The organism is Streptomyces sp. NPDC045022 (assembly GCF_056432605.1).
The window spans coordinates 70,276-92,998 of sequence record NZ_JBWKIR010000006.1; the positions used below are offsets into that span (position 1 = coordinate 70,276).

A 22,723-nucleotide genomic window follows, 5' to 3' on the forward strand; every position below is an offset into this window, starting at 1 on the left:
ACTTGGTGATCTGCCCTGGGATCGGGTTCTCGGAGATTACTTTGTAATCTATCCCGCGCTCGGAAGTGATACCGGACTTCTGCCCTTCGGTGGAGAAAACTCCCCAACCTCTTGGGACCTTTCAAGGTGTTTTCGAAGAACTTCCCGGTTTCTGCCTCGCCCATCGTGACTGACCGGGCAAAAAAACTTGGTGGACGTTCCACGACCACCTCCAAGATCAGGCCTTGGACAGTGTGATGGTCGACGAGCAGCGGGTCGATTACTCGGCTGAGGCTGCGTGACGAGCCACTAGCATGGCTGAATGGGAAGAGCTGGGTGTCCGTGCATCCTCTGCACGCAGTCGTCGCACGAAGCGTCGTGGGATCAGCGGGACCGGGCGATAGCCGCCAGTACGCGGAACTATGGCTGGCATGTGATGGGAGTCGCCGCCGACGATGAACTTCCGGCCAGCTGGGCGTATTCCGTCGGTCTGTGGCACACGCTGCGCAGCCCGGAGATATGTGTCTTCGGGCTGGCGGTCGACACCATGATGTCCCTGATCAACGAGGCAGGCGAGGCCGTGCGCAACGGACCTCCTGTGGTGCCCGACCAGCGCCGGGACGACATCTTCGACAACTTTCCCGCCGTTATCCGGCCTGTGCACGAGAGCTGGTGCAAGGACTTCTTCGGCGCAGGGCTGGACTACTACCAGGTCTCGCCTCTGCCCGTGGCCCAGCTCTTCTGGCCCGACAGGGAAGGCCGCTTCCCCTGGGAGGACGGCGCTGCCGACTACTGCCGGGACAACCAGCCTCTGCTGTGGATCCCCAAGCCGGACACCCCCGGTCCGTGGGGAGCCAGCTGAATCCCGACTGATGGTCCTACAGCCGCGATGACCGGCCCGGTCAGTGAGGGCCATGGCAGAGACTGCCGATCAGTCGCCGACGAACCATACGTACCCATGCACCCCTTCCTCTGCTGTCCGGCACATGGCGCGCACCCGATCGACCCAGGGGCCGCTTCGCTTCGCGGGCAGTCGATCCAGCTCCTCCAGCAGCATGGGTCTCTGCCAGCTGTTGAAGACGGTGTCCGGGTTTGGGCACAGCCCGGCGAGCTTGGGGAACTGTGCTCGATCGATGTCCATAAGCGCCGCGTCCCGGGACACACCGCGGGAAGGCGCCAGGATGGTCCCGACCTCATCCCGAACCTGCAAGTCGATCACTGAAACAGGCTACCGCGCAATCAACCAACGGCCTCACTGACTCCAACCGTCTTGCGTCACAAGATCAGCGCCAGAGAGCAATCGTCAATGGTTGTGGATCAGTTCACCCTTCTTGATCTCCGCTCGGGAGGCCGGCATCCGGCTGCCTGCGTAGACGCCTGATCTCCGCGATGAGCCGAGGGTCAGCTTCCCGGGCGGTGGCGATGAACTGCACGTTCTCGTCCCAGCACTCGTCAGCGGTGTCGACGTAGCGGGGGCGCTGGACCAGAATCGCGGCCACGATCTCGCGATGGCCGAGTTTCCAGAGGGGCCGTGTCCGTCATGCCCCTGCAGCGCGTCATCAGCACCTCGAGTGCCTCGTTGAGATATTCGCGGAACACCCCGCCTTCCTCCGGGGGCAGCATCGAGGGCACAGCGTGGCCGAGTTGGGCGTGGCCCAGGTAGACGGTGTATGCGAGCAGTCCGCGGCGGCGGGCTTCCGGTTCGGGGAAGCCGAGGTCGGCGAAGAGCTGGGCGAGGTATGCCACCCTGCGCTCGGTCACCCGGCGCAGGGCCGCTGCGACCTGGGGTTGCGTCGCGGTGGCGAGCAGTGCGACCTCGAGCGGGTTGGCCGTGGCCGACGTGATGGCTTCGGCGAAGAGCAGATGGATCCGCTTCCTGGGGTCTGGTTCCGCCTCGACCTCGCTGATGGTGCCCTCGGTGTTGATCTGTGCCCAGCGGTCGAGAGCGGCCTCGATGAGCGCGTCACGGTTGGCGAAGTGCCAGTAGAAGCTGCCCTTGGTGGTGCCGAGCCGGGCCGCCAGGGGTTCCACGGCGACGGCCGCGATACCGCCCTCACCGATCGCGGTGAGCGCGGCGTCCGCCCAGTCCTGGGCGGTCAACCGGGGCTTCCTGTCCTGTCGTTGCTGCCGTTGCGCCATGACCGTACGCTACCGTATGGTCAACCATACGTCAGCGTATGGAGGTAGGCAATGACTGCGGTACGCAATGTCCACGAGCGTGTGATCGACGCCCCCGCGGCGGCCGTCGGCGCCCTGCTCGACCGCCTCTCCGCCGCGGACGACCCGATCTTCCCGACCCCGGCCTGGCCGCGTATGTGCCTCGACGGCCCGCTCGCCGGGGGCGCGGACGGCGGGCACGGCCGGATCCGCTACCACGTCACGGCGTACGAACCCGGGCGTCGCGGGCGCTTCGACACCCCGCCGGGCGGCGGCCTCGACGGATACCACGAGCTGACGGTCGCACCGCTCGGCGCCGAACGCTGCCGCGTACGCCATGTCCTCGAGTGCGAAGCGCGCGGCCTCGTCCGGCTCCAGTGGGCCTGCGTCATACGGCACATACACGACACAATGATCGAGGAGATCTTCGACAACATCGAGCGCGCGGCGGCCGACGGCGTTGCCCGCCCCATGCGCTGGTCACCGTGGGTGCGGCTGCTCCACCGGCTCGGCTGGGCCCGGCCCCAAGCCATCGCCAGACCGGCGGCGGCCCAGCTGATCCGCACCTCCCTCGACCGTACCGACTACGAGGACGCGTACCGGATGGAACTCCTGCCGGGCCTGCCGCGTGACCCAGCGGCCTGGACGGGCATTCTGCGCGACGCCTTCCCGGTCCTCGCCCAAGCGGGCGGAGAGCTGCTCCTGGACGTGAACACGGCGGGTCTGACGGCCCGCGCCTCGATCCTCATCGATGAGCGTTACGTCACCCTCAGCACGGCTGTGAAGGCCGACGGCCTGCGCGCGCGCCTTTACTGGGGTGTGGCCAAGCGCGTACACCCCTTCATGGCCCGCGCCATGTTCCGGCGTACACACCGCACGTTGGCCCTCGCAGCGCCGAGCGCCGGAGAACGGAGTCGGGCCGTCTCGCTCAGAGCGTCCGCCACTGGATCATCGGATGCGGGATGAGCGGCTGCGGACGTACCAAGGGCCTGGGTGGCTGCTTGCGCGAGTTCGTCGAGTTGGTTGAGTCCCCTCGCCGGGGGGCGGTTCCGGGGTGGTCATCAGGCCGCAAGCTCCTCTCGTTCCACGAACTGGCCATTCTCGAATCTCGCGCCCGCGCGGACCAGCGGGACCAGGTGGGCTCCGGCGATCGCTCGCCAGCGGGCCTGGGCAGACTCGACGAGCTTGAACACCATCGCCAGGGCTGCGGCCGGGCTGCCGGCCCCGCGGGTGACCTTGGTGCGGAGCTTGACTGTGGAGAACGCGGACTCGATGGGGTTCGTGGTCCGCAGGTGGACCCAGTGCTCGGCGGGGAAGTCATAGAACGCCAGCAGCTCGTCGACGTCATCGGTGATCTTCTTGACGGCCTTGGGCCACTTCCCGCCGTAGGTCCTCGCGAACGCCTCGACCGCCTTCCCGGCGTGCGTACGGTCCTCGGCGTTGTAGATCTCCTGCATCGCCTTCGTCGCGCCCGGCTGCGCGGACTTCGGCAAGGCGGTCGTGACATTCCGCGCCTTGTGAACCCAGCACCTCTGATGCCGGGCAGCGGAAAAGACCTCCCGAAGCGCCTTCCACAGGCCCATCCGATCGCGCCGTCGGCGACCACCAGTTCGGGGTCATGCATGCCCCGTCGGCGGCAGTCGCGCAGCAGGTCGGCCCACGACTCCGCCGACTCCCGCAGCCCCTCGGCCAGGGCGATAAGCTCCTTGCTGCCGTCCAGCCCCACCCCGAGCAGGACCAGCACGCACGAGTGTGCCTGGCCGAGCCGCACCTTCGGGTGCACCCCGTCGGCCCACACGTACACGAAGTCGCGGTCCGACAGGTCCCGCTCCTGGAACGCGGCGTGGTCATCCTGCCACTGCCTGGTCAGCCTCGTCACGGTGGCCGGCGACAGCCCGGCAGCCGAGCCGAGGAACTGCTCCAGCGCCGGGACGAAGTCCCCCGACGACAGCCCGTGCAGGTAGAGCAGCGGCAGCACCTCGGAGACCTTCGGCGACTTACGGCACCACGGCGGCAGGATCTTGGAGGAGAACCGCGTCCGCTCACCGGTCGCCTCGTCGATGCGCCGGTCGTTGACCCGCGGCGCCTTGACCTCGACCGGGCCTGCGGCCGTGGTCACCGACCGCTCGCGGTGGTAGCCGTTGCGGACCACCAGACGCCGGCCCACCTCGTCGCACTGATCAGCCAACCCGGCGATGTAGGCGTTGACTTAGGCTTCCAGCGCGGCGGCCAGCATCCGCCTCCTGCCCTCGCGGACGATGTCGTCGATCAGGGAGCCGGTCTCGGTGGAGCCTTCGGCATTCACTACGCTGAGCACGGGCGTGCCTTCCCGACCCGCGCGCCAACGCGGGCCTACTCGATGACCAGAAGTCGATCACTCGGGAAGGTACGCCCTTCGCATCCAATACGAGGCCGATCCACAGGTCTTGAGCATTGCTCGCGCCAGAGCTGAATCACGTGATCGCCCACACGGAAACCTGGCATCCCATCACCAAGATCACAATCCACGGCTGGAGTACTGGCCTCGCGCTTTCACGAGCCGAGCTCGCGAACGACGTCAGAAAGACTGTGGGAGTGCTTCGACCTGGCACGAACGTCGTTTCCGAGCTGGTGAACGGGTTGGGTCACCTGCACTTCCGGGGTGGAGTACGAGTTAGACGCCGTCCGTGCTGCATCAATATTCCTTGCACCGGGTCCGGAGACGTGCGGAGGATGACCTGTGCGGAAACTGGATGACTGGCTCGCTGACCGGCGAAAGGCTCTCAAGGCCACAGGTCGGGAGAAGATGACCTCCTTCGAGCGGGTCGCTGAGGCGCTGCCCACCTACTTGGCGGCCTTGGAGTTGACCGACCTCGGTCCGATGGTCGGCAGCCCACTGTCTCCCAACGTGCTCCGCGAGGTCCGACTGGATGATGGATCTGTCGCCGTTCTGAAGCTGATCGGAGAACCCCAGCACGCGGAGGCCGCGACGTTGGCGGCCTGGACGGCACACCGGGTGCCGTGCGCCCCTCTCCTCGACCACGGTGTTGGTGCCTATGCCCCAGATGTCACTCACCTGTTGCTGGGCAAGGTCTCGGGCGTCGGGCTGCTGCACACGGAGATGGCCGCAGCCACGGAACAGGTCGTCGGATTGTTCCACCAGGCGCACCTGACACCGCCGGCCGGAGTGCCGCGCTTGCAGGACTTCCTTGGGCCGAGGCTTCATAACGCGGTACGGGTCTGGCACGAGGCTGGACTGCCCTCGCCCGACGGCGTGTTGCACGCCCTTGAGGATCCGGCGATCGAGCCGGTTCTGCTACATGGAGATGCGGTCGGGCTCAATCTCCTGAGATCGGGGGGAGAACTCGCGCTCATCGACCCCGCAGGCGTGTGCGGACCTGCGGAGTTCGATGCCGCGCGCTGGGTGGCACGATCCCTGGCTGTCACCGGCCCGAGCGCCTTGGCTGGCCTGACTGAGACCGCACTATCCGCAGACCCGTCGCTGAGCCGGCGCTTGTTCGACACGTGCGTCGCGGTCGAGCTGGTGATTGAGGTCCGGCATCGGACCACCAGCCCCCACGTGTTTCTCAGTATCGGGGCTCCAGCCCAGACCTTCACCTCCGACACCCGTCGGCTCGCCGAGGCGGTGACCCATCGCCTGACAGGGGCCCGTTGATTGACCGAACGCCCTCAAACGGTGTGCCAGCCACGGTTGGTGGTGCTCTCGGCATGCGAGACCGCGGGTCGGGAGCACTGCGCCGGACGAGCTGGTGGGCCTTCCTGCCGCCTTCCTCGGCACGGGCGCGTACGCCGTGATCGCCACTCGGCGGGCTGTGCCGGACGAGGCCGCGAGCCTGGTGACGCGGGTCTTCTACCGCCTGCTCGTCGAACAGGGAGATGCCCGCTGCCGTGGCGCTGCGGCATGCTCAAATCCGGGTGCGCGACGTCGCGAACGCCGAGTTGACGGATACGGGTCTCCGACCGGAGACGGACGCGGCACACCTGGGGCCGGTGTCCCGCAGGATCTGGGACTCGAGTCGCGGGTTCGGCCATCCGACCGAGTGGGCGGCGTTTACCTACACCGGCGTCTGACCGCCGGCCCACGGGGCGTTCTGGCTGGTTGGTGATTCGCCGGCTGGTGCTGTGTCGCACCCCGCGCTCCGGCCAAGGGCGGGTTCTTCCACTCGGCGGGCGTGCGGCAGGCGACTTCTTCGGGTATTTCGGTTCTCCCGCAAGTCCCTTGCACCGAGGACGGATTGGAAGTGGGGTGCCGAGCCGGACGCGCCTGTCCTATGCTGGGGAATCGTCATGCGAGTCGTGGGATCGGTGCGCCCTCACCAGCGATCGCCGGTCGACCCGCGATGGGGCAGCAGCGCGCCGAGGACGTTCCTGGAAGGAATTTCTGGCCTTGCCTCAACCAGCGGAGCGATTCGACAAATGGATCCGCCGATTTCACCCGGCGCCGAACAGCGGAGCCCGACTCGTGTGCCTGCCGCACGCCGGCGGGTCGGCGAGCTTCTTCTTTCCGGTGTCCAGGGCGCTCACGCCCGCGGTGGAGGTGCTGGCGGTTCAGTACCCGGGGCGGCAGGACCGGCGTCACGAGCCGAACATCGCGAGCCTCACCGACCTGGCTGACCAGATATGCGCGGCGCTGCGCCAACTCGACGAGCGGCCGCTGGCCTTGTTCGGGCACAGCATGGGCGCCGTTCTCGCCTACGAAGTCGCGCTGCGCATGCGGGACGCCGGCCTTCCCTCGCCCGTACGGCTCTTCGCCTCCGGCCGACGGGCGCCCTCCTGCCACCGTGACGAGCGGATCCACGAGCAGTCGGACGCACAGATCGTGGCCGAGCTCAAGGCGCTGAGCGGCACCGACGCGGCCGTGCTGGCCGACCCGGAAATGCTGGAAATGATCATGCCGGCCCTCCGTAGCGACTACCGGGCCGTCGAGACGTACCGGTACCGGCCCGGCCGCAAGCTGGACTGCCCCGTGACGGTGCTCACCGGAGACAGTGACCCCCGCGTCTCGATCGACGAAGCGGCAGCCTGGCAAGAGCACACCACCGGACAGACAGACCTCCACGTACTCCAGGGAGGGCACTTCTTTCTCGTCGATCAGAGCGAGCGGGTGATCGGACTCCTGGCGGAGAAACTGGACCGTCAGGACGTCGATACGCACTAGACGGCCGCCGATGTGGCCGTACGGCTTCATCGCGCCGGACGACGGTGGGGAAGGCGCTTGTGCGGGCAGTTGCCGGTATGTCAGATTTCGATGGCAAGCGCTCGCACACGTCATGTTGCCAGAAGGGATGCAATGAGCACCGAGACGCTGGAGTTTCAGGCCGAGGCCCGGCAGCTCCTGCAGTTGATGGTCCATTCGATCTACTCGAACAAGGACATCTTTCTGCGTGAACTCATCTCCAACGCCTCCGACGCCCTGGACAAACGGCGCCTCGCCGGGCTGACGGACGACGGCCTCCGGGCCGACGACCCGCACATCGGCATCGAGGTCGACAAGGAGGCCCGCACGCTGACCGTGCGGGACAACGGCATCGGCATGTCGCGCGACGATGTGGTGGAACTCATCGGCACCATCGCCAGATCCGGAACGGCCGAGACGCTGCGCCGCCTCCGGGAGAGCAAGGAATCGGCCGAGCTGATCGGTCAGTTCGGTGTCGGTTTCTACTCCGTCTTCATGGTCGCCGACAAGGTCACCCTGCTCACGCGCAAGGCCGGCGAGGAGACCGGTGTGCGCTGGGAGTCCGACGGCGACGGCACGTACACGATCGAGACCGTCGAGGATGCGCCGGTGGGTACGGCGGTGACCGTCCACCTGCGTCCGGCGGACACCGAGGACGCGCTGTACGACTACGCCGACGAATGGAAGATCCGGGAGATCGTCAAGCGGTACTCGGACTTCATCTCGTTCCCCATCCGGATGGGCGACGACACCCTCAACTCGATGAAGGCGCTCTGGGCGCGGCCGCGGTCCGAGGTCAAGGACGAGGAGTACCAGGAGTTCTACCGGCACATCAGCCATGACTGGTCGGAGCCGCTCGAGGTCATCCAGATGAGGGCGGAGGGCACCTTCGAGTACGAGGCTCTGCTCTTCATCCCGTCGCGCGCCCCGCACGACCTCTTCCAGCGCGACGCCCGCCATGGCATCCAGCTGTACGTCAAGCGCGTGTTCATCATGGACGACAGCCGCGAACTCCTGCCCGGTCACCTCCGCTTCGTCAAGGGCGTGGTGGACGCCGCCGACCTGTCGCTGAACATCTCCCGCGAGATCCTCCAGCAGGACCGGCACATCCAGCTGATCCGCCGCCGCCTGGCGAAGAAGGTCCTGTCGACCATCAAGGACCTCATGCGCAACGACGCCGAGAAGTACCGCACTTTCTGGCGCGAGTTCGGCCCCGCCGTCAAGGAGGGCCTGCTCAACGGGAACGAGGACCACAAGGCGATCCTCGACATCGCCTCGTTCACCTCCACCGCGGGCGAGGATCCCACCACCCTGGCCGACTACATCACGCGGATGAAGGACGGCCAGGACAAGATCTACTTCATGACCGGCGAAAGCCGCGCGCAGGTCGAGAACTCCCCGCACCTCGAAGCCTTCAGGGCCAAGGAGTACGAGGTCCTGTTGCTCACCGACCCGGTGGACGAGATCTGGGTCGAGGCGGTGCGGGCCTATGACGGCCGGGAGTTCCAGTCGGTCGCACGGGGCTCCGTCGACCTGCCGTCCGAAGAGGAACTGTCACAGGAGAAGTCCGGTGCGTACGCGCCGTTGCTGACCTGGCTCAACGAGACGCTCGACGACGTGCAGGACGTACGGCTGACGACCCGTCTGACCAGCTCACCGGCGTGCCTGGTCAGTGATGCCGAGGGCATCACGCCGACTCTGGAGAAGATGTACCGGGCGATGGGTCAGGAACTCCCACCGGTGAAGCGCATCCTGGAGCTGAACCCCGAGCATCCGCTGGTCAGCGGGCTGAGGTCCGCGTACGAGCAGCGCGCCGCGGACCCGGAACTGACCGAAACGGCCGAGCTGCTGTACGGCACCGCGCTGCTCGCGGAAGGGGGCGACCTGGCCGACCCGGCCCGCTTCGCCAAGCTGCTCGCGGACCGCCTCGCCAGGACCGTGTGACCGGCACTCCGTCCGTCGTGGGCGGGGACGCCCCGCGCGGGATCAGCGGCAGCGGGAGGCAACCGCGGTGTCGTGCCGGTGCCAGACCGCCTCGACCACCCGGCCGTCGGGCAGGGTGTGCCGGGGCGGCCCCTGGTCCGGGACGAAACCCGCGCGGGCCAGGGCCCGCCGGCTCGCGGTGTTCCCGGTCTCGGCGCCCGCCCGGACGGTGGCCAGTCCGGTGTGGGTGTGCGCGAGCGTGACGCCCGCGCGGAACAGCTCCGCACCCAGGCCCTGGCCGCGGCAGCCCGGCGCCAGCCAGCCGCCCATCTCGCCCGATCGCTGGTCCAGTTCGAGGGCTCCGGCGTAGCTCAGGTCGGACCTGCGCACGCAGACCAGGATCATCGGGCTGCCGGGCCCGGGCACGAACGGCTCGGCCAGCAGCCGGGGGACACGGCGGCCGTCGTCGCCGGCGGGCCGCCACCGCAACAAGGCCCTGCGGGTACCGGGATCGGGCACGACCTGGTCCGCCTGGGTGCCGAGCCACCGCTGCGCCTCGGCGTCCGCGCACGCGGCGAGCGCCGCCGCCACGTCGAGGCGGTGCCGCGGCGTGAACAGCAGCAGCCGCTCCGTGGCGAGGGCGTGCCGGTCCAGCACGCACCGCCCGGGCACGGGCAGGCCGGATGCGGCTCGGACCCGGCGGATGAGCGACCAGACCATGAAACCCTCGAACCCCGACGGAACGGCTTGCGCGGCGGACGCGGAGCCCGTGGGGAGGCGAGCCGCCGACGGATGCGGACCACCCGCACCGGCGGTCGAATCTAGCGGGTATCGGAGTGGGGCGCCTTGTCCCGGGGTGTTTCGGACGCCATCCGCCCCTGGTGAGCCGAGAGGCCAGGGCAGGGGGTCTCAGCCGGCCTGCTCCTGGGAGCCGGGCTTGGGCCGGGTGCGGGTCCAGGACGGGTCGGCGGCCGGGGCGGGGTGGGGGGTGGTGTGGTGCATGTGAATCCTTCGGACAAGTGGGGGCGGTCCGTGGGGTGTTGGTGTCAGGAGTGGCGGCCGGAGGGCAGCTCCGCCCGGGGCGGGGTGCGGGCCGTCCGGGCCGGGGCGTCACACCCCGGCCACGGCTCAGTGCCTGGGCCGGCGAGAGCGCGCGCCCGTGCCGGCCGGCGGGTACAAGGCGCTGGGGACGGGGAGCGGGGTTCCGTACCCCGTGCCGGCCGGCGGGCCGAAGGTGGTCGGGACGGGGAGCGGGGCCCCGGAGGCGAGCCGGTCGGGACCGTCGGGCCCAGGGAGCCGACCGAGGCGCTCGCCTCCGGGGGGTCTGGAAACACCGGCCGGGACCGGCGGTCGGTGCGCACGGAGGGCGGGCAGGCGTGACAGCCCTTGTTCCAGGGGCGACCGGCCCGGTCTCCGGTCCTCGGGAAGCCGGTGAAGCGGTCGGGGGGAGGAGGGCCGAGCCATCGCCGTGTGCCTTTCGTCCGGCCTCGCGGGTGGGGGGTGTGCGGGTCGGCCGGCCGCTCGCGCTACAGACGGCACACCGCCTCCCCGGAGGTGTGTGCGGGCCGTTCTCCGCCAACGCGGCCGCGCCGACCGCTCCTTGGGCCGGCCGGAGCAGTGCCTCAACTGTGGCACCTGCCGACAACGACCCGCAACCGGCAAGTTGAAATTTGCAAGGAGCCAAGTGCATGCTGCTTCGGTCGGCCGGTGATCGAATGGCTCGGGGAATCGAGCGCGTGCCGGGCCGGCCCTGAGACCTGGTGAGGGGGTGGAGTGTGACCACGGAGACCGACTGGGGCGGAGCCCCCTCCGTCCTGCGTATGATCCTCGGCCGGCAGCTGGAGGAGCTGCGGACCCGGGCCGGTCTCGGCTACGCCGAGGCGGGCGCGGCCATCGGCGTCAGCCACTCCACGATCCGCCGCATGGAGGCCGCCAAGGTGGCCCGGCTGCGGCTCGCGGACGCCGAGAAACTGCTCCAGGTCTACGGCGTCACCGACCAGCAGGAGATCGACACCTTCCTGCAGTCCGTGCGCGAGGCCAACAAGCGCGGCTGGTGGCACACCTACCGGGATGTGATGCCCGACTGGTTCGCCGCCTACCTCAGCCTGGAACAGGCGGCTTCGCAGATCCGCGCGTACGAGAACCAGTTCGTGCACGGCCTGCTGCAGACCGAGGACTACGCGCGCGCCCTGCTCGCCGCGGGCAATCCGCACGCCTCCGCCGAGGCCACCGAACGCCGGGTCGCGCTGCGCATGCGCCGCCAGGAACTGCTGGCCAGGACGGCACCGCCGCGCGTGTGGGTCGTGATGGACGAGACCGTGCTGCGCTGGCCGGTCGGCGGGCCCGAGGTGATGCGCGCGCAGATCGACCACCTCATCGAGGTCAGCCGGCTGCCGCAGGTGACGGTGCAGCTCATGCCGTTCGCCAACGGGCCGCACCCCGCGATGCGGGCGGGCGCCTTCCACCTCTTCCGGTTCCGGGCCCCCGAACTGCCGGACATCGTCTACCTCAACGGCCTCGTCGGAGCCGTCTACCTCGACAAGGCCGACGACGTCGTGGTGTACCGCGAGGCACTGGACCGGGTGGGTGCCCAGGCCGCATCCGCCCGCAAGACCGAAGCGCTGCTCGGTGCGATCCGCAGGGAGCTGTGATGCTGCCCGCGGTGAGCGAACTCCCTCTCCAGCGGCCCTCGCTGTGCGAGTCCCCCACCCCCGACCCGAATGGGAGACACGGAGTGCCCGACAACGGATGGCCGGCCGACCGGATCGACACCGAGAACGCCCACTCCGCCCGTATCTACGACTACATACTCGGCGGCAAGGACTACTACCCCGCCGACAAGGAGGCGGGTGACGCCATGTCCCGGGAGTGGCCCGCGCTCCCGGTCCACATGCGTGCCAACCGCGACTTCATGAACCGCGCCGTGCGCTGGCTCGCCGAGGAGGCGGGCATGCGCCAGTTCCTGGACATCGGCACCGGCATCCCGACCTCGCCCAACCTGCACGAGATCGCGCAGGCCGTGGCCCCCGACTCCCGGGTCGTCTATGTCGACAACGACCCGATCGTCCTCACCCTCTCCCAGGGCCTTCTTGCCAGCGCCCCCGAGGGCCGCACCTCCTACCTCGAGGCGGACTTCCGCGACCCGGCCGCCATCCTGGACGCCCCCGAGTTGCGCGAGACGCTGGACCTGAACCGGCCGGTCGCGCTCACGGTGATCGCCATCGTCCACTTCATGCTGGACGAGGACGACGCGGTCGGCGTCGTACGCCGCCTGCTGGAGCCGCTGCCCTCGGGCAGCTACCTGGCCATGTCCATCGCCACCGCCGAGTTCGCGCCCGCCGAGGTGGGCCGCGTGGCCCGCGAGTACGCGGCCCGCGACATGCCGATGCGGCTGCGCACCATCGACGAGGCCCACGAGTTCTTCGCGGGCCTGGAACTGGCCGAACCGGGCATCGTCCAGGTGCACAAGTGGCATCCCGACGGCACCGGCGAGAAGAACGTCCGCGACGAGGACATCGCCATGTACGGCGCGGTCGCCCGCAAGCCGTGACAGACGCGGGGCCGGGGTCCGCACCCACCTTCCGGACCCCGGCCCCGTCCATGCCGTACGACGGGCCGGGCCGCCCCCTCCCGAGCCGGTAGCGTTGGTCCATGTACGCCACCCGAGCCACCCGGCACGTGCAGGCGCCCCCGCAGGCCGTCTACCGGGCCCTGCTGGACCCGGACGCGCTCGCGGCCTGGCGGGTCCCGGCCGGCATGACCGCCCACGTCCACACCTTCCAGGCTCATGAGGGCGGGGCCTTCCGGATCTCCCTCACCTACGGCGACGGCGGCACCGGCAAGTCCGGCGGGCACACCGACACCTACCACGGCCACTTCACCCGGCTCGTGCCCGGCGCCCTGGTCGTCGAGGTGTTCGCGTTCGACACCGGCGACGACGCCCTGCGCGGCACCATGACCATGACGACGACGCTCACCGCGAGCGGCGGCGGCACCGACGTGCGGATCCTGCACGAGGGAATTCCCGACGCCGTCCCCCGCGCGGACAACGAACTGGGCACCCGCATGGCCCTCGACAACCTCGCCCGGCTGGTGGAAGGGCGGTTCTCCCAAGGGGAATGACCGAAAGGGAGAGGCAACGCGTCCGGAATTCGCCACAACCTTTCCGGCACCTCAAGTACCCAGAATTGCTGGGGAAGAAAGAAGAAAGAAGCGGAACCGGAGCGAGGAAAACGGGGTCTTAAGGTCCGTCGACGGCCGGGATCGGACCGGTCGCGAAGAAACCGGGGGAATGAGACAGATGACCGTCCGCAGCCGCAAGACCCTCCTCACCGCCGTGGCCCTCACCGCCGGCCTGACCTTGGCCGCCGTGACGCCCGCCCTCGCGGGGAATGCCGCGAGCCACACCACCCGTGCCGCCGCCGTGTCGTCCGCCCAGGGTGACCCGCGCAACGTCACTCAGCACGTGGCCGACTTCTACGGGGCGTACATCGACTCCGTCTGGGCCAATGAGGACCCGTCCGCCGCTGCCAACGCCAAGGCGCTGCGTGCCTTCTACCTCTCCGCCGCCGCCCGGAAGACGGTCGCCGCCTACGAGAAGAAGGAGCACGCCGACGGCATCCTGTTCGCGCAGAACGTGCCGGTGAAGTGGAAGGTGACCTACACCGGTTCCGGTGCGGGCCACGCCACCAGCCGGGTGACGCTCACCTGGAGCGACGGGCCGCACGCCCAGGTCAGCAAGATCGATGTGCAGTCCGACCTGAAGACCCTCAAGATCACCGACCTCAAGCCGGTCGGCTGACCCGGAGGACAGGGCGTGCGGTCCCGCCCCGCCCCACTCGGGGCGGGGCGCACGCCCGCGGCGCCGGTCGGACGTGCCCGGCCCACGGATGCTCGCAACGGCTGGTGAGCCGGGCGACCCCGTAGACCGAACGCCGGCGCGAAGAGAGTGGAACGCGCGTGCCACCGGCCGCCGGGCGGTCGGCTGTCACTGCGGCAGGCCCGGCGGTGGCTGACGGTGGGAGCCGGGACCGGTGGCGTGGTGGGTGGTGTCGCCGCCGACCGCGCGTCCGTGGTGGCGGCGCCGCTCGGTGGGCGTGCGGTGCAGGGCGATGAGCGCGGCGTCGTCGTCCAGCCGGCCGCCGACATGGCTGAGCAGGTCGCGCCGCAGGTGGTGCATGAGCGCCTCGGGGCTGTCCTCGGTCCAGCGCGCTACCCGCTCGGCGAGCGGGTAGAACCGGCCGCGGGCGTCCCGGGCCTCCACGACACCGTCCGTGTAGAGCAGCAGCGTGTCGCCGGGTTCGAAGGAGAACACGTCGAGGATGTGCTCGGCGCTCGGGTGCACGCCGAGCGGCGGTGACGGGTGCAGGCTCGGGACCGTGACGACATGGCCGGGGCTCAGCAGCAGGGGCGGCGGATGACCGCAGCTGGTCATACAGGTGACCGGATCACGGTCCGGAATCTCCACCAGCAGGGCGGTGGCGAATCGCTCACCCGCCTCCTCGGGCGGTTCCAGGTCGGCCGAGTAGCGGCTGACGCTCTGGTCCAGGGTGGCGGCCAGCTCCGTCAGCGGGATGAGCCGGTGCGCGCTCTCCCGGAAGGCGCCGAGCAGCAGAGCGGCCTCGCCGATGGCGGGCAGTCCCTTGCCGCGGACGTCGCCGATCAGCACGCGTACAGCGCCCTCGCTGAGGGTCGCCGCGTACAGGTCGCCGCCGATCTGCGCCTCGTCCTCGGCGGCCAGGTAGAGGGAGGCGATCCGCAGGGGGCCGATCTGCTCGGGCAGCGGCCACATCAGCACGTGCTGAGCGGCCTCGGCGACCGTGCGGACCTGGGCCAGCTGGGCCTGCCGGCGCTTGCGCAGCGCGCTGTAGAGGACACAGAGCACCGAGAGCACCGCCAGGGTGATGATCTGCACGATGTGGTTCGTGGTGCCGAGGCCGCCGTGGGCGGCGCCGATCATGATCTGGGCGGCCAGCGCGAGCGCGCCGACGGCCGCCGTGGTCCGGGGTCCGGCGAAGGAAGGCGTGAGCGCGGGTGCGATCACCAGGGCAGGGCCGAGATGGATGCTGGTGGGCGCCTGCATGTCCACCACCGTGATGACCACGATGAGCGCGATCGGGAGCAGTATCAGGGCGTGCGCCGACTGCCACGGCGGCCGCCCGGCCGCGACCTTCAGCCCGGCTCTCATGCCTACCAGCGTGCTCCCGGGCGGGACGGGCGGCCACTCGCCGACCGGAGAGGGGCGCCGCCCCGTCACCGATGTGACGCGGTACCGGGCTGGGCCATCTGCCTGACCGCCCACGCGGAGCCCGTCGGCAGCCAGCGGAGTGCGCCCGCGTCCACGAGCGGTTCCGCACGCCCGGCCGGGCCACCGTCCGCGAACACGCCCCGGTCCGTGGGCAGGTCCTCGCGGCCGGAACGCCGGCGCTCCTCGCGGCGATTTCAGGCACACCGAACCGTTTCCCGGTGTGCCGTGTTGGTGCGGGCCCGCCGGGTACCCGTAGGAACCCCCGGCCGAACCGGCCGACCAGGGGTGCAGGGTGCCGCGAATGGAGAGGTCATGACGCACGACGGGGAGGACACCGCGCCCGCCCGGCGACCGGAGATCACGGAACTCCGGCTTGCCACGGACGAACTCGAACAGGGGGCCTCGCCGGCGCCGGAGACATCGGATCTGCCCCAGGACCGCAGCCAGGCGATCCTGGAGGCCGCTAAACAGATCGGCGCCCTCCTCAAGCGCGCGGGCCACCCGTTCGCCCTGGCCGGGAGCGTCGCCGTCTACGCCCACGGCGGCAGCCGCTACCTCCAGCACGACGCCGACTTCTGTGTCCTGCCCGACGACGCGGAGGCGGTGGCCGCCACACTGCGCGAGGCCGGACTCGCGGTACGGATCCCGCCCGAGGACTGGTTGCTGAAGACCACGTGCCACGGGCAGAACGTCGACATCATCTTCGCCCTGGCACACCAGCCCGTCGCCAAGGACATGCTCGACCGGGCCCATGTCCTTCCGGTCGACTCGGTGCTCATGCCCGTGCTGTCCCCCACGGACCTGATCGGCAGCCTGATCAGCGCCTTCTCGGAGCACTACTGCGACTTCGGGTCGGTCCTGCCGGTGGCCCGGGCCGTGCGCGAGAAGGTCGACTGGGAAGCGGTGCGGGCGACCTGCGGCGACCAGCCCATGCCGGCCGCGTTCCTCTTCCTCCTCGAACGGCTGAACGTGATCGACCCCCAGGAGGGGCAGTCATGACCGACACAAGCCCGCCGACACCGCCGGCGGCGGCGAACCTGGACTACCGCGTCGCACACGTCGCCGAGCACCTGGCCTCCGGACACCTGGGGGAACTCGGCGTCCGGCTGGAACCGCACGGTGACGCCGTCCTGCTGACCGGGACCGTGCCGTCCACCCAGTGCCGGGACGACATCCTGCGCATGGTTCGCGAGGAACTGGCGGGGCACCCGGTCCACTGCGACCTCCTCGTCGCCGGGACCTCCTCGCCCGACCACGGGGAGGAGCTGACATGATCCGCGTCGCGGCCGTCGGGGACATCCACATGGGCCCCGAGAGCCAGGGCACGCTGCGCCCTTCCTTCGAGACGCTGCCCGAGTGCGCCGACGTACTGCTGCTCGCCGGCGACCTGACCCGACACGGCACACCGGAGGAGGCCTCGATCGTCGCCCGGGAGATCAAGGACCTCGGGGTGCCGGTCGTCGCCGTCCTGGGTAACCACGACCATCACGACGAACGGCCCGAGGAGGTCACCGCGATCCTCCGGGACGCGGGCGCCCACGTCCTGGAAGGGCAGGCGGCCGTCGTCACCGCCGACGGGGCACGGATCGGGGTGGCCGGGACCAAGGGCTTCGGCGGCGGTTTCGTCGGCCGCTGCGCCGGGGAGTTCGGCGAACCGCTCATGAAGGAGTTCGTCCGCTACACCCGCCGCTGCGCCGGCGGCCTGCACGCGGCTCTGAAGGACCTGGGCGACTGGAACTGCGACGTGCGGATCGCACTGACCCACTTCTCGCCCGTGCCGGACACGCTGGCCGGGGAGCCGCCGGAGATCTACCCGTTCCTCGGCAGCTATCTGCTCGCGGAGGCCATCGACACCGGTGGCGCCGACCTGGCCGTGCACGGCCATGCCCACGCCGGCACCGAGCACGGCATGACCAGCGGGGGCGTCCGGGTGCGGAATGTCGCCCAGCCGGTGATCGGACAGGCGTTCCACGTGTACCACCTGCCGGGCCGGGAGGAGCACCAGGGGGCGTGAGCCCCGGGCGCCGCGTCAGGCGGCCGTGCCCAGGGCCGCCCGGCCGGTCACGTCGTCCCTCGCGGTCAGCGTCACCGGCACCGGGACGTCGCGCCGGCGGACCAGCAGGCCCGCGCCGATCGACCCCGCGATGAGCAGCCCACCGGCGACCAGGGCGCCGCGTGCCCCGGCCCACTCCATGAGCAGTCCCAGCAAGGGCGGCCCGCCGAGGCCCCACACCGTGCCGACGCTGCTCCACACGCCGAGCACCCGGCCCCGCAGATGGGCGGGCGGGTCGGTCTGCAGCACGGCCGTACCGGCGGTGTCGGAGACGGACTCCACCACGGCCATGGGCAGCACCAGTACGAGCAGGACGGCCAGCGACGGCGACAGCCCGGCGACGACCTGGAGCAGCGCGCCGGCCGCCGCGAGCAGACCCACGGTCCGGACGGACGGCTTGCGCAGCCGGGCGCCGAGCACCGCACCGAGGATGCCGCCCACGGCCAGCACCGTGGAGACCGTGCCGAACGCCCGGGCGCCGCCGGCGAGCGGACCGGTGACAAGGACGGCGAGCGTCAGGCCGTAGTTGCGGCCGAAGACGGAACTGATCCCGGTGATGCCGGCGAGCGCGACCAGACGAGGGCGGCGCGCGAAGAACACCAGTCCCTCGCGCACGGTCATCTCCGCGCCCGCCGGGACGGCCCGCACGTCGGTCACCGGCTCCTGGACGGCGCCGGGGGCGGGTCGCAGGAACGGCACGACCGACGCGACGAACAGGAACGACAGCCCGTTGGCGGCGTACGCGGCCGAGGTGCCGAGGAAGCCGACGGTCACACCGGCCAGGGCGGTGCCGGCCAGCCGGCCCGCGCTGTGCACGAGCGCGCCGACGCCGATCGCGGACGGCACGTCCTCGACGGGCACCAGATCGTTGCCGAGCAGCGCGCACGCCGGTCCGTCGACGGTGGCGATGACGCCGGTCACGGCGGCCAGCATCAGCAGCGCCGTCATGTCGATCCGGTCCAGCGTCACGAGCAGCGCCGTGGTGAACGCCACCGCACCGAGCAGGGCCTGGCTGACGGCGACCGTCAGCTTCCGGGGCCAGCGGTCCACGGCCGCACCGCCCAGCAGGCTGACGAACAGCGCGGGCGCCGCCTGCACGGACATCGACAGACCGGTCGCCGCCGCCGAGCCCGTGATGTGCAGCACCAGCAGGTTCTGCACCGTGAGCTGCATCCAGGTGCCGGCGTTGGAGACGAAGTTCGCGGCCGACCACCAGCGCATGCCGCGGTGGCGCAGGGACCGCCACGGCGAACGCGAGACGGCGGTACGCGGCACGGGCGTGGGCAGGGCAGGGGCAGCGGCGGGGGCAGCAGACACAGCGGAGTACTCGACAACCAGGGGAGTCAGAAGAGAGACCGGCGGAACCCGTCGGGCCTGCGGCGCTGCGTGGCCGGGCCGCCTGGTCAGGGCGACGACCATGGTGGCAGACGGCATGGGCGAGTCGGCACCGGCGCCCGCTGCCGACAGGGGCGCGAGAACGCAAAGTTCCCCGCGCGTACGTGACTTGGCCCCCGCGTGTGCTTCCTCACAGGATCGGACAGGCTGGTGACGCGGCTGGTGGCCGGCCGCCGAACAGCACACCTGGCTCCGGGAGCGGGGCTCGGCCTCGTCACGGCGGGAGCGGGGCGTGGCGGCCGCCCTGGGCCGGGCCCAGGCCCGGGCCCGCTGTCGGGAGCGCGCGCCCTAGCGGTGCCCTGTGGGTCACGTCACCCCGTACCCCACTCCCGCGCCCGGCTAGCGGTTGACCGCGCGCATCCCCGCCTCGTCGTACCGCTCGCCCGCCGCCTCGGGCAGCTCGGCGTCGATGCGGGCCAGGTCCTCCTTGGTCAGCTCGATGCCGACCGCGGCGGCGTTCTGCTCCAGGTAGGTGCGGCGCTTGGTGCCCGGGATCGGCACCAGGTCCTCGCCCTGGGCCAGCACCCAGGCGATGGCCAGCTGGGCCGGGGTCACGTCCTTCTCGGCGGCGATCTCCTTCACCTTCGCCGCCAGCCGCAGGTTCGCCTCCAGATTGGCGTCGGTGAAGCGGGGGTTGTTGCGCCGGAAGTCGTTCTCGTCCAGCTCGTCCGGGGAGCTGAAACGGCCCGCGAGGAAGCCGCGGCCGAGCGGCGAGTACGGCACGAAGCCGATACCCAGCTCCCGGCAGACGGGCAGCACCTCGGCCTCGACCTCCCGCGTCCACAACGAGTACTCGCTCTGCACGGCGGTGATCGGGTGGACGGCATGGGCGCGCCGGATGGTCTCCGCACTCGCCTCGCTCAGCCCGATGCAGCGCACCTTGCCCTCGGCGACCAGCTCGCCCAGCGCGCCGACCGTCTCCTCGATGGGTACGTCCGGGTCGACCCGGTGCTGGTAGTACAGGTCGATGCGGTCGGTACCCAGGCGCTCCAGCGAGCCGTGGACCGAGCTGCGCACATGCTCGGCCGAGCCGTCCTGCCGGCCGACCGTGCTCATGTCGCCGGGTACGGCGTCGTCCATCCGGTAGTTGAACTTCGTCGCGATCACGTACTCGTCGCGGTGCCCCCGTATCGCCTCGCCGACCAGCGACTCGTTGGTGAGCGGGCCGTAGACCTGCGCGGTGTCCAGGAAGTCGATCCCCAGTTCCAGGGCGCGCCGGATGGTCGCGATGCCCTCATCCTGGTCGGCGGATCCGTAGAAGGCGGACATCCCCATGCATCCGAGGCCGATGGCCGATACCTGGAGGTCCCGCAGACTGCGCTTCTGCATCTGATGTCCCAGCCTTTCGTGCACACTCGTCGGTCCTTCTCCGGGGCGCGAGGGCCTTCTTCCATCTAGCGACGGATCCCGGCACCCGGCATCCCGTGAGGGAGGCCGGGTGCGGCCGGCCGCGCGCGCCGTCTGCGACGCTACGAGTTGGAGCGCTCTCCAAGTCAAGGCGGTCCGGGGAAGGGCTACGGGTTCAGCCGCACCGGCAGCTCGAACAGGTCGTTCTGCGTGACCACCGGCTTGTTGCGCAGCTCGGTCACCGGTACCGCGAGGTCCAGGCCGGGGAAGCGGGCGTACAGCGCGGGGAGCGCCACACCCGCCTCCAGACGGGACAGTGCGGCACCCGGGCACACATGCGGGCCGTGGCCGAAGGAGATGTGCCGGTTCTTGGTCCCGCGGGTGATGTCGAACTCCCCGGCGGTCGGCCCGTGCGCGTTCTCGTCCCGCCCGATCGCGCCGTACGACACGATGAGCGCGTCCCCGGGCGGGATCACCTTGTCGCCGACCGGCACGTCCTCGGTCGCGAACCGGATCAGGACATGGGAGGTGGGCGTGGAGTGGCGCAGGGCCTCCTCCACGACCGCCGGCCAGCCGGCCTCACCGGACAGCACCAGGGCGCGCTGGTCGGGGTGCGTGGAGAGGTAGACGACGGCGTGACGATCAGGGAGATCGTCGTGAACTCCTGTCGGGGCTGGCCCGCCCGCGCGGACGGGTCGGCGTACCGGTTCTTGACGTGCTGCACCAGCGTGATCAGGAGGCTGGCGCGGCAGCCGTCCGATGTCCTCGGTGGCGCTCTCCAGCCGGCGCCGGATGCCGCGCCGGCCCGCAGGGCGTGTGCGGCCGTGGCCACCGCGGCGCTGAGCACGACCGCCACCGCGCCCCGCCCCAGGCGAGCGGGGCGCGCACCGAGTCCGGTGCCGCCGACACGGCCGCGCAGACCACGAGCGCCGACAGGACACCGGTCACGGCGAGGGGCTGAGACGAACGTGCGGAGGGAAGGTCGGTCGCCGGGATGGGTGGGCCGGTCATCGGTCCGGACTGGTCCTCGCGGCAGAGACGGGCAGGTGAGGGCTGGCACAAAGCGTTCGGGTGGTGAGGCGTGACACTCGTTGGCGAACTGGCGGTCACCATACGAGAGTTCGTGATCAAAAAATGAAGGATCCGCGCCCCTTCCATGGTGGGACGGTCATGCCCGCCGAGAGCCTGAACCGCAGGACGTGTCAAAGGGGACGAAGGTTGCCTCTCGGCACCCGATTCCAGCGTGGGTCTTCCCACCCGTAACGAATCTTGACGCCCGCCTCCCGGGTCGCTGAACTGTCACCGATCGGGCCTTATCACCACCAAGGCCCGTCATGACGGAGCCGATGTACGTGACGGGGGAACCGAAGGTGATGGGCTGCCGTGTCTCATGACCACTGAAGGGCACGTCGAGCGCTTGCGCCCGCTGTCCGCCCGGCTCGCCCGGTTGACCGGGCGCACGCTGCGGGCCGAGTGGCACGCCGTCGTCGTCGACCCGGTGCGACGGCTCGCGCGGCGCGGACTGTCCGGGCTGCTGCTGGGGTTCGTCGCCGCGTTCGGCGTCATCTTCTTCCACGACATCGCCCAGCACCGCACCGGCGCGTTATGGGTACGGCGGCTCGGTGGTGTCATGGCCGACCTCCCGCTGTGGCTGTCCCTGCTGCGCACCCCTGTGTCGCTGTACGTCCCCGCGCTGGACCTGCCGGTGTGGGCGGGCATCACACAGCTCTTCCTCGCCTTCGCGCTCGCCGAGCTGGCTCTCGGCCGCGCCCGCACCCTGGTGATCGCCTACGCCACCACACTGGCCGGCACCCTCACCGCCCGACTGATGATCGCGCTCGGGCCCGGCTGGTGGGGGTTGGGACTGCCGCCCGAGTGCGGGCAGGTGCTGGACACCGGGCCCTCCGCGGCCGTCGTGGGCCTGTTCACCTATCTCGCGGTCACCAAGCGCGCCCCCGTGGTGTTCGCGCTGACCGGCGGCTCCATGGTGTGGGAGTCCATCGCCGTCCCCAACCTGGCCGGCCGTGAGCACCTGATCGCCGTGGGCGCGGCGATCGTACTCGGGCTGCTGCACGGCCGCGGCAAGCGGCTGCGCGCCGCCGTACGGTCCCTGCTGTCCCCCCGGGGCACCGAACGCCCGCCCGTGCGCTGCCGGCCGGCCCCCGCACCCGCCCGCACCGTCCCGGCCCCCGCACCCGCCCGCACCGTCCCGGCCCCGGCGGCATCCGCCGACCGCCCCGGAAACGCCGGCCCCAGGGTTCCGACGAGTTCCCTCGAACGCTAGTCCGGATTCGCGGAATCATCCCCCTGGGCCCTCGCCCCGCCACCCCGGCCGGCACGGCGCGCCCCTGTGGCGCCGACCACCCCGTCGATGTGATGGTTTTCGCACGTCGACCTGTGCGGGCACCCCCTAGGGTGGCCGCGAGGCAGGGCAGAGCGTGGCTGA

General features: G+C 70.5%; 20 protein-coding genes and 2 pseudogenes. 14 read left to right on the plus strand and 8 right to left on the minus strand.

Translation table 11 applies throughout. From position 1 onward, the window contains the following. The first annotated feature begins 301 nt into the window (after window positions 1-301). The gene (locus AC07C1_RS13285) at window positions 302-841 is read left to right on the plus strand and encodes a DUF4262 domain-containing protein (RefSeq protein ID WP_478938791.1); all 540 of its coding nucleotides are present in this window, start codon (window positions 302-304) and stop codon (window positions 839-841) included. A gap of 69 nt (window positions 842-910) precedes the next feature. Here the strand turns inward: AC07C1_RS13285 and AC07C1_RS13290 are convergent, their stop codons facing one another. Next, window positions 911-1,198, minus strand: coding sequence for a hypothetical protein (locus AC07C1_RS13290; RefSeq protein WP_478938792.1), 288 nt, complete (start codon window positions 1,196-1,198; stop codon window positions 911-913). 233 nt (window positions 1,199-1,431) lie between these two features. After that, a complete protein-coding gene (locus tag AC07C1_RS13295) occupies window positions 1,432-2,118 on the minus strand; it encodes a TetR/AcrR family transcriptional regulator (protein WP_478938793.1) in 687 nt (228 codons plus the stop codon). Window positions 2,119-2,169: 51 nt separating this feature from the next. Here AC07C1_RS13295 and AC07C1_RS13300 point away from each other — a divergent pair, with 51 nt between their 5' ends. After that, window positions 2,170-3,102, plus strand: coding sequence for a DUF2867 domain-containing protein (locus AC07C1_RS13300; RefSeq protein ID WP_478938794.1), 933 nt, complete (start codon window positions 2,170-2,172; stop codon window positions 3,100-3,102). 95 nt (window positions 3,103-3,197) lie between these two features. Here the strand turns inward: AC07C1_RS13300 and AC07C1_RS13305 are convergent. Beyond that, a pseudogene (locus AC07C1_RS13305) lies at window positions 3,198-4,453 on the minus strand (IS256 family transposase). 402 nt (window positions 4,454-4,855) lie between these two features. Here AC07C1_RS13305 and AC07C1_RS13310 point away from each other — a divergent pair. From AC07C1_RS13310 to htpG, 4 genes are all read left to right on the plus strand, one after another. Then, window positions 4,856-5,791 carry a hypothetical protein gene (locus tag AC07C1_RS13310; RefSeq protein ID WP_478938795.1) on the plus strand — a complete coding sequence of 312 codons (936 nt, stop codon included), beginning with the start codon at window positions 4,856-4,858 and terminating at the stop codon, window positions 5,789-5,791. Between the two features lie 91 nt (window positions 5,792-5,882). Beyond that, a complete protein-coding gene (locus AC07C1_RS13315; protein WP_478939020.1) occupies window positions 5,883-6,242 on the plus strand; it encodes a hypothetical protein in 360 nt (119 codons plus the stop codon). Between the two features lie 356 nt (window positions 6,243-6,598). Further along, complete coding sequence (locus tag AC07C1_RS13320; RefSeq protein WP_478938796.1) at window positions 6,599-7,294, plus strand: thioesterase II family protein; 696 nt, start codon at window positions 6,599-6,601, stop codon at window positions 7,292-7,294. A 132-nt stretch (window positions 7,295-7,426) separates the two neighbouring features. Further along, on the plus strand, window positions 7,427-9,256 hold the full coding sequence (htpG, locus tag AC07C1_RS13325; protein ID WP_478938797.1) for a molecular chaperone HtpG: 1,830 nt from the start codon (window positions 7,427-7,429) through the stop codon (window positions 9,254-9,256). Between the two features lie 42 nt (window positions 9,257-9,298). Here htpG and AC07C1_RS13330 read toward each other — a convergent pair whose 3' ends face one another. Then, window positions 9,299-9,955 carry a GNAT family N-acetyltransferase gene (locus AC07C1_RS13330; protein ID WP_478938798.1) on the minus strand — a complete coding sequence of 219 codons (657 nt, stop codon included), beginning with the start codon at window positions 9,953-9,955 and terminating at the stop codon, window positions 9,299-9,301. Between the two features lie 1,055 nt (window positions 9,956-11,010). On the opposite strand from AC07C1_RS13330, the gene AC07C1_RS13335 reads away from it, so the two are divergent. From AC07C1_RS13335 to AC07C1_RS13350, 4 genes are all read left to right on the plus strand, one after another. Beyond that, the gene (locus AC07C1_RS13335; protein WP_478938799.1) at window positions 11,011-11,886 is read left to right on the plus strand and encodes a helix-turn-helix domain-containing protein; all 876 of its coding nucleotides are present in this window, start codon (window positions 11,011-11,013) and stop codon (window positions 11,884-11,886) included. A gap of 83 nt (window positions 11,887-11,969) precedes the next feature. Next, a complete protein-coding gene (locus AC07C1_RS13340; RefSeq protein ID WP_478938800.1) occupies window positions 11,970-12,785 on the plus strand; it encodes an SAM-dependent methyltransferase in 816 nt (271 codons plus the stop codon). Window positions 12,786-12,886: 101 nt separating this feature from the next. Next, the gene (locus tag AC07C1_RS13345) at window positions 12,887-13,357 is read left to right on the plus strand and encodes an SRPBCC domain-containing protein (RefSeq protein ID WP_478938801.1); all 471 of its coding nucleotides are present in this window, start codon (window positions 12,887-12,889) and stop codon (window positions 13,355-13,357) included. Window positions 13,358-13,526: 169 nt separating this feature from the next. Continuing rightward, window positions 13,527-14,036 (plus strand): hypothetical protein, encoded by a 510-nt coding sequence (locus tag AC07C1_RS13350; RefSeq protein ID WP_478938802.1) that lies wholly within the window; start codon window positions 13,527-13,529, stop codon window positions 14,034-14,036. A gap of 186 nt (window positions 14,037-14,222) precedes the next feature. Here AC07C1_RS13350 and AC07C1_RS13355 read toward each other — a convergent pair whose 3' ends face one another. After that, a complete protein-coding gene (locus AC07C1_RS13355; protein ID WP_478938803.1) occupies window positions 14,223-15,422 on the minus strand; it encodes a PP2C family protein-serine/threonine phosphatase in 1,200 nt (399 codons plus the stop codon). Between the two features lie 372 nt (window positions 15,423-15,794). Here AC07C1_RS13355 and AC07C1_RS13360 point away from each other — a divergent pair, with 372 nt between their 5' ends. From AC07C1_RS13360 to AC07C1_RS13370, 3 genes are read left to right on the plus strand one after another with little or no spacing between them, the layout of a single operon-like run. Further along, window positions 15,795-16,481 carry a nucleotidyltransferase family protein gene (locus AC07C1_RS13360; RefSeq protein ID WP_478938804.1) on the plus strand — a complete coding sequence of 229 codons (687 nt, stop codon included), beginning with the start codon at window positions 15,795-15,797 and terminating at the stop codon, window positions 16,479-16,481. Then, on the plus strand, window positions 16,478-16,756 hold the full coding sequence (locus tag AC07C1_RS13365) for a BON domain-containing protein (RefSeq protein WP_478938805.1): 279 nt from the start codon (window positions 16,478-16,480) through the stop codon (window positions 16,754-16,756). The genes AC07C1_RS13360 and AC07C1_RS13365 overlap by 4 nt, the downstream gene beginning before the upstream one ends. Continuing rightward, a complete protein-coding gene (locus AC07C1_RS13370) occupies window positions 16,753-17,496 on the plus strand; it encodes a metallophosphoesterase family protein (RefSeq protein WP_478938806.1) in 744 nt (247 codons plus the stop codon). Before AC07C1_RS13365 ends, AC07C1_RS13370 begins: the two co-directional genes overlap by 4 nt. 15 nt (window positions 17,497-17,511) lie before the next feature. Here the strand turns inward: AC07C1_RS13370 and AC07C1_RS13375 are convergent, their stop codons facing one another. From AC07C1_RS13375 to AC07C1_RS13385, 3 genes and pseudogenes are all read right to left on the minus strand, one after another. Then, complete coding sequence (locus AC07C1_RS13375; RefSeq protein WP_478939021.1) at window positions 17,512-18,756, minus strand: MFS transporter; 1,245 nt, start codon at window positions 18,754-18,756, stop codon at window positions 17,512-17,514. A 513-nt stretch (window positions 18,757-19,269) separates the two neighbouring features. Further along, on the minus strand, window positions 19,270-20,259 hold the full coding sequence (locus AC07C1_RS13380) for an aldo/keto reductase (protein WP_478938807.1): 990 nt from the start codon (window positions 20,257-20,259) through the stop codon (window positions 19,270-19,272). Between the two features lie 185 nt (window positions 20,260-20,444). Further along, a pseudogene (locus tag AC07C1_RS13385) lies at window positions 20,445-20,935 on the minus strand (cytochrome P450); the annotation flags it as partial. A gap of 732 nt (window positions 20,936-21,667) precedes the next feature. Between AC07C1_RS13385 and AC07C1_RS13390 the strand changes: the two are divergent. Then, window positions 21,668-22,561, plus strand: a complete 894-nt coding sequence (locus AC07C1_RS13390) for a hypothetical protein (protein WP_478938808.1) — start codon at window positions 21,668-21,670, stop codon at window positions 22,559-22,561. Window positions 22,562-22,723 lie beyond the last annotated feature (162 nt).